The sequence below is a fragment of the Candidatus Zixiibacteriota bacterium genome, from assembly GCA_040753495.1.
Classification (GTDB): Bacteria; Zixibacteria; MSB-5A5; order GN15; family PGXB01; genus DYGG01.
In genome coordinates, this window is record JBFMEF010000089.1 from 1 (window position 1) to 5,939 (window position 5,939).

Below are 5,939 nucleotides of genomic sequence, written 5' to 3' on the forward strand. Positions count from 1 at the left end.
GGCTCAATGGTAACCAGCGGACCCTGAGTGCAGAGGCCATGGCAACCGGTCTTCTTGATGGCTTCGACCGTAACGTCTTTGATATTCTTCCTGGCGATATGGTCGAGGACAGCGTCGTAGATGCGGTCTGAGCCTGCCGCCAGACAGCCGGGCCCAAGGCAGACCAGAATCTTTCGCGGAAACCTGGCGGCATCCTTCTGATATTCTTTTTGAAGTCGGGTGAGACTTTCGGCCGAGGCGATCCGCATACTACTTTGTCCCCAGGACTTTCTTGGTTTGGTCGCAGCGGACCTTGCCGTGATACATGTTATTGACAATAATCACCGGCGCCATGGCGCAGGCGCCGACACAGTTGACCACCTCAATGGTAAATTTCATGTCAGCGGTGGTTTCGCCGGCTTTGATTCCGAGGTTGGCTTCAATCTGTTCCTGCACCAGTTTGGCGCCTTTAATATGGCAGGCGGTTCCCTGGCAGATCCGGACAATCTTCTCGCCGCGGGGAGTCAGGCTGAAAGCGTTATAGAATGTCGAAACGGAGAAGACTTTGCTTAATGGGACGCCGAGCGCAGTCGCTGTCGCCGTGAGCGCTTCGCAGGGAAGATAATGAAATTCCCTCTGGATATCCTGGAGAACGGCAATCAGGGCGGCGGGTTCCTTGGGACTCCGTCCGATAATTTCCTCTATTTTGGAAAGGTCGTGCGTCATATTTAATTTTAGACTTTCACTTTATGCTGCAGTTTTTCGGCGAGAGCGCGCCCTTCGGCAAGAGCCCGGCGATTTATCTCCAGCAGCGCCTTTTTCTCCCCCATTTTTTCTTCGAGCATTTTCAGTATGGTGTCGAATTTCACGATGCCGCTCAAGATAACATAAGCGGCGAGCATTACCATATTGGCGGCTTTGGCATTGCCGGACTTTATGGCGATATCATTGGCCGGAATCAGATATTCGGATATATCATTTCGACCGGAAACAGTGTCAATGAGAGAGGAGTTGATAAGCAATATGCCTCCAGGCTTTACCAACGGACCGAACTTTTCAAGCGAGGGACGGTTAAAAACGCAGGCAGCCTGCGGATTGGTGATGATGGGGGAACCGATTCGGTTATCGGAGACTACTACGGTGCAGTTAGCGGTGCCGCCGCGCATCTCGGGACCGTACGAAGGAATCCAGACCACCTGCTTTCCTTCCGCCATACCGGCATAAGCCAGCAACTGACCGGCGGTCATTATCCCCTGTCCGCCAAATCCAGCCAATGTGACTTCCCGCTGGCGCATCTTATTTTTCTTTCCCCTCAGGAGTTTTGAGCGTTCCCAGCGGATAGTACGGCATCATGTTTTCTTCGAGCCAGCGGGTCGAGGCTTCCGGGGCGATACCCCAATTCGTAGGACAGGTGGAAAGGATTTCGACAAGGGAAAAACAGGTTCCCTGGACCTGATAACTGAAGGCTTTCTTGATTTTCTGTTTGGCGCCGATAGCATGCATAGGGGTATGAACCGCCGCCCGGGCGATGTATGCCGGTGTGGCCAGACTGGAAATCAGTTCCGCAACCCGAATCGGGTAGCCGGCCGTTTCAACATTCCGCCCCATAGGAGAAGTTGTGGTCTTCTGGTGCGGCATGGTGGTGGGCGCCATCTGCCCGCCGGTCATGCCATAGATGGCATTGTTGACAAAAATCACGGTAAATTTTTCGCCGCGATTGGCGGCATGAATTATCTCACCCATTCCAATTGACGCCAAGTCGCCGTCGCCCTGATAAGTAAAGACAATCATGTCGGGGCGAAGCCGCTTAAAGCCGGTCGCCAGCGCCGGAGCGCGGCCATGGGGGGATTCCATGAAATCGAAATTGAAATAATTATACGCCAGAACGGAGCAACCGACCGGCGCCACACCGACCGTGCGCTCCCGCACACCAAGCTCGTCTATTACCTCGGCAACCAGGCGATGAATAATTCCGTGGGTGCAACCGGGACAATAATGGGTGATAGTGCTGCTCAGCGCTTCCGGACGAGACAAAATGGTCAGAAGGTCATTTGCCATATTACCCCTTCTTTTTTCTGCCATCTGAAGCGAGTTGGCGTTTAACGGCATCTTTGACTTCATCCGGGGATGGCACAATTCCGCCGGTGCGACCAAAAAATCCGACCGGTTTCACACCGACCACGGCCCGTTCAATATCTTCCACCATCTGACCCATGCTCATTTCTATGGTCAAGAGAGCCTTAATATTCGGTTTGGATGCCTCATCAAATATTACTTTTTCCGGAAAGGGGAATAGCGAAATCGGGCGAAAGAGCCCGACGCTGAGACCTTCCTCAGATAGCTCATCAATAGCGGTTTGGCATATGCGCGCCATGGTGCCATAGGAGCAAATCAGGAGCTGGTTGGTATCATTGACGTTATAGAGCTCCCAGCGCACTTCATTTGCCTTGATTACTTTGTATTTCTCAGCCAAAAGAATACTGTTTTTCTCAAGCGCCACCGGGTCCAGAAAGAGAGATTTTATAATATAAGGATTTCGACCTTTAGCGCCGGTTAATGCCCAATCTTTGGGAGGGAGCGGGCGCTCTTGAGCTTTGTCCGGAATCTCTACCGACTCCATCATCTGGCCAATCATGCCGTCGCCAATCAACATAACAGGGGTGCGGTATTTGTCAGCCAGATGGAATGCCAGCATCATCAAGTCAACCGCTTCCTGAACGGAGGAAGGAGCAAGGACAATCAGGCGATAATCGCCGTGTCCGCCGCCTTTGACCGCCTGAAAGTAATCGGATTGCGCCGGCAGGATACCTCCCAGGCCCGGTCCGCCGCGCATGATATTGACAATCACGGCCGGAAGATGCGCCCCTGCCATGTATGAAATAGCCTCCTGCATGAGACTCACACCGGGACTGGAGGAAGTGGTAAAGACCCTCTGACCGGTGCAGGCGGCGCCAAAAAGCATATTGCCGACGGCCACTTCGCTTTCCGCCTGAACAAAAACTCCCCCTACTTCCGGAAGACGTCGCGCCAGATATTCGGCGACTTCGCTCTGCGGGGTGATGGGGTAAGCGAAATAGTTGGTCGCGCCGGCGCATACAGCCGCTTCGGCGATAGCTTCATTTCCTTTCATCAGTTTCTTTGCCATACAGAAATCCGTCAATATTCAAACAGGGCGAACTGCGTGCCGTGTGTCTTCACTTCAATGGCGGCATCAGGACAGGTTATAGCGCAGATGCGACAGCCGATACAGTGGGTTGGTTCGTGCACCTGGGCGCAAAAGTACCCTTTCTGATTTAGTTCTTTCGACATCGAGATTATCTTCATCGGGCAGGCATGCACGCAGAGTTCGCATCCTTTACAATAGATTTTATTTATTATGATGCCGGGCATGTCAAATTCCTTTAGGAGAGCCGCTTTTCCGCTCCCACGGTTTCAGCATCAGACGGGTCAAAGGTAAGACGGCACAATCGATATCAGAAGGCGGAATCTTGGCGAGGATGTCTTCTTTGGCGCAGAGGAACTGAAGCGGCAAGCCGGTGACTTTTTCCACCTGTCGCGCCAGACTTAATCCCTCCAGAATAATCTCCGGAGTAGTTTCATCAATCATATGGCTGTTGGCAATCAAGCCTGTGAAACGAAGTTTGCTCGACAACTCGATGCGCCTCATAGTTTCGATAGTTCCGGCGACATCGGCGGTGAAAGGACGTCGACTATTAAGGACCATAAGCATCTGATAAGCGCCTGGAATGAAAATGTCGGACAGGGAGCCGAGAGCCCGGGAACCCTGGGCGTCACCGCCAACATCCAAAATCAGTCGTCCGGAACGCTCCTCGACAGCGCCTTTGATTTCCGGCAGGAGAATCGGCAGGTCGGCATAAAAATTCCCCCCTTTGGGGGCTATCAGGCGAACCCCCAGTCGCTCCATCTCCTCTCTGGCTTCCCGCGAGCGAAAATAAGGATTGACCAGATCAAGGTCGGCAATGGCAATCTGGCTTTCACCGGAAAGCGCCAGATAGCGAGTTAGATTGACTGAGATTTCGGTCTTACCGCTTCCGAAACCGCCGACAATTATCAGAATTCCGGCTGGCAAGGTGGGATATCGTAAACCGTCGGTCATTGACAATAATTCTAAGCCTTTTGGCGCTATCATTCTCAACCAGTCCTCAATGCCCGGCTGTCGAAGAGCAAGCTTTTAACGGCAACAAAACTTGTCCTATTTTCTCTAATTATTAATATCGAACAATTTCGGATTCAAGTCAAGGATAATTGTGAAAAAAATCACGTGTCATGGACAACTCTCTCAAGTATTAAAAGAAGTTATCGAACCTTGAAACCTATCTTTGGCAATTCTCCCCAAATTCGATAGGACAATGCGACATGGTCTCCGCGGAATGCTTATTCTTCTTCTGCCGGAAGAAGGTCCGGATCAGAGAGAAGCAGCCGCTCCAGTAAGGAAAGGGGGCGATTGTCGTCAAAGCAGGCATCGCGCCGACGATAGAGCTGGTCTTTGAGCGCCTCTGGCAGGGAGATGAATTTATAGCCGCTTGCCTTAATCGCCCTCAGGATATCATCGATAAAATAGGCGTTTATCTTATTTGCCTGTAATTTAAGTATCTGTCGCGGTTGCCGCTCCAGAAGTTTTTGAGCCAGTTCTTCGGCGCGGCTGAGTGATCTTAAGATATGGTCGATATATTGGTCGCGCAGGGCGAATAGCCTGACGGTATCCTGGGTATTCCCCAATTTTTCCAGAGACAGATTGTAAACAAAATCCTCCGTAATAATCGAGGCGTCTACAAGAATCAACCTTTCTTTTCTGAGAAGCGCAAATAGTTCCTCGCGATTCGAACGATTGCTTCCGGCATACAGAAAAGGAAGCCGAAAATAGCGCCCAGTCTGCGCATAGCTGTCGAAAAGATTTTCCAGGACATCGCGTCCTTTAATTATATCATCAAAGAAGAAAGTCAGGGGGACATCATCGATTCGCTGTCCCGAAAAGGGAAGGGAACCGATAATATGGCCATCATCAAGCCATTTGACAATCAGCTCCCAGTCTTTATTGAGATAATCGCCGACCACAAAACCAGCGGCCTTAACACCGTTTTTCTTGAGTGATGAGAGAAGGAGTTGATTGATTTGCCGCCGCTCGAAAGCGCTATAGGTCGGCTCCGCCGGCAGGTTATCAAAAGTAATAGCGATACTCTTCTGGTGCGGGCGAGATTCTTTCGGGGGCGATTGGCCGCTTAGTCCGCGGCTGCTGAGAGTAAGCGCCGCCAGAATAATGAAGACTGGTATTCTTTTCATCGCCGTAGATGTAACTCAAGGAATCCTCTTTGGCAACAAAAATAAAGAAGCGCGGATACCATTACCCGCGCTTCATTGAAGTCTGGCTCTGATTGATTACTGGCAGAGCGGTTCCGGTCCGCTCTTAAAAAGGTATCCTATCAGGAAGGTGCCGTCCAGAATATTGACGGCGCCGTTGCCATTGGCATCAGCCGCTTCCAAAGGCTCCGGAGCCGGACCTCCCTTATAGAGGAACGCCAGTATGGCGGTGACGTCGAGAATATTGACAGCGCCATTCCCATTGGCGTCGCCACAGGTATAGGTAACAATGTTTCCCACCACGGTGCCGCCGATGCTGGAGAAATCGCCCCATTGATTTTCGGCATCTTTTGCCCGAACCCGGTAATAGTAGATACCGTCAGTCTTATTGAGGAACTGGTAAGTGGTGTCCGTTATGGATGAAGAAATCAGAGTCTGGATGCCGTATGACTCCACGGGGTAGATATCATCTATGTACATTCCCTCTTCCAGCACATAGGCGTCGGTTTCGTAAGTAAAACGAAGGAATATGTTGTTGCCGGCAAATGCCGACAGGTCAAAACTCGCCTCTATCCAGCCGACCGAGGCTCCGGTAATACCATGCCCGCGGTTGTTGCCATTAGGGTCATTGGTGGTGGTGA

The 5,939-nt window shown here is 51.4% G+C and carries 9 protein-coding genes; all 9 read right to left on the bottom strand.

Annotated elements, in window-relative coordinates:
- Window positions 1–248: (2Fe-2S) ferredoxin domain-containing protein (locus AB1690_05625; GenBank protein ID MEW6014781.1), on the bottom strand; the 248-nt coding region annotated here is incomplete at its 3' end.
- A 1-nt stretch (window position 249) separates the two neighbouring features.
- On the bottom strand, window positions 250–705 hold the full coding sequence (locus tag AB1690_05630; protein MEW6014782.1) for an NAD(P)H-dependent oxidoreductase subunit E: 456 nt from the start codon (window positions 703–705) through the stop codon (window positions 250–252).
- Between the two features lie 8 nt (window positions 706–713).
- Window positions 714–1,274, bottom strand: coding sequence for a 2-oxoacid:acceptor oxidoreductase family protein (locus AB1690_05635; protein MEW6014783.1), 561 nt, complete (start codon window positions 1,272–1,274; stop codon window positions 714–716).
- Window position 1,275: 1 nt separating this feature from the next.
- Complete coding sequence (locus AB1690_05640) at window positions 1,276–2,037, bottom strand: thiamine pyrophosphate-dependent enzyme (GenBank protein MEW6014784.1); 762 nt, start codon at window positions 2,035–2,037, stop codon at window positions 1,276–1,278.
- Window position 2,038: 1 nt separating this feature from the next.
- Entirely contained in the window at window positions 2,039–3,124 is a 1,086-nt protein-coding gene (gene vorB, locus AB1690_05645) for a 3-methyl-2-oxobutanoate dehydrogenase subunit VorB (GenBank protein MEW6014785.1), read from the bottom strand.
- Between the two features lie 11 nt (window positions 3,125–3,135).
- Window positions 3,136–3,369, bottom strand: coding sequence for a 4Fe-4S dicluster domain-containing protein (locus AB1690_05650; protein ID MEW6014786.1), 234 nt, complete (start codon window positions 3,367–3,369; stop codon window positions 3,136–3,138).
- Between the two features lies 1 nt (window position 3,370).
- On the bottom strand, window positions 3,371–4,129 hold the full coding sequence (locus tag AB1690_05655) for a cobalamin biosynthesis protein CbiA (GenBank protein ID MEW6014787.1): 759 nt from the start codon (window positions 4,127–4,129) through the stop codon (window positions 3,371–3,373).
- Between the two features lie 245 nt (window positions 4,130–4,374).
- Window positions 4,375–5,280 (bottom strand): polysaccharide deacetylase family protein, encoded by a 906-nt coding sequence (locus AB1690_05660; GenBank protein ID MEW6014788.1) that lies wholly within the window; start codon window positions 5,278–5,280, stop codon window positions 4,375–4,377.
- A gap of 96 nt (window positions 5,281–5,376) precedes the next feature.
- Window positions 5,377–5,939 (bottom strand): dockerin type I domain-containing protein (locus tag AB1690_05665; protein MEW6014789.1); only part of this gene is annotated, 563 nt, incomplete at its 5' end.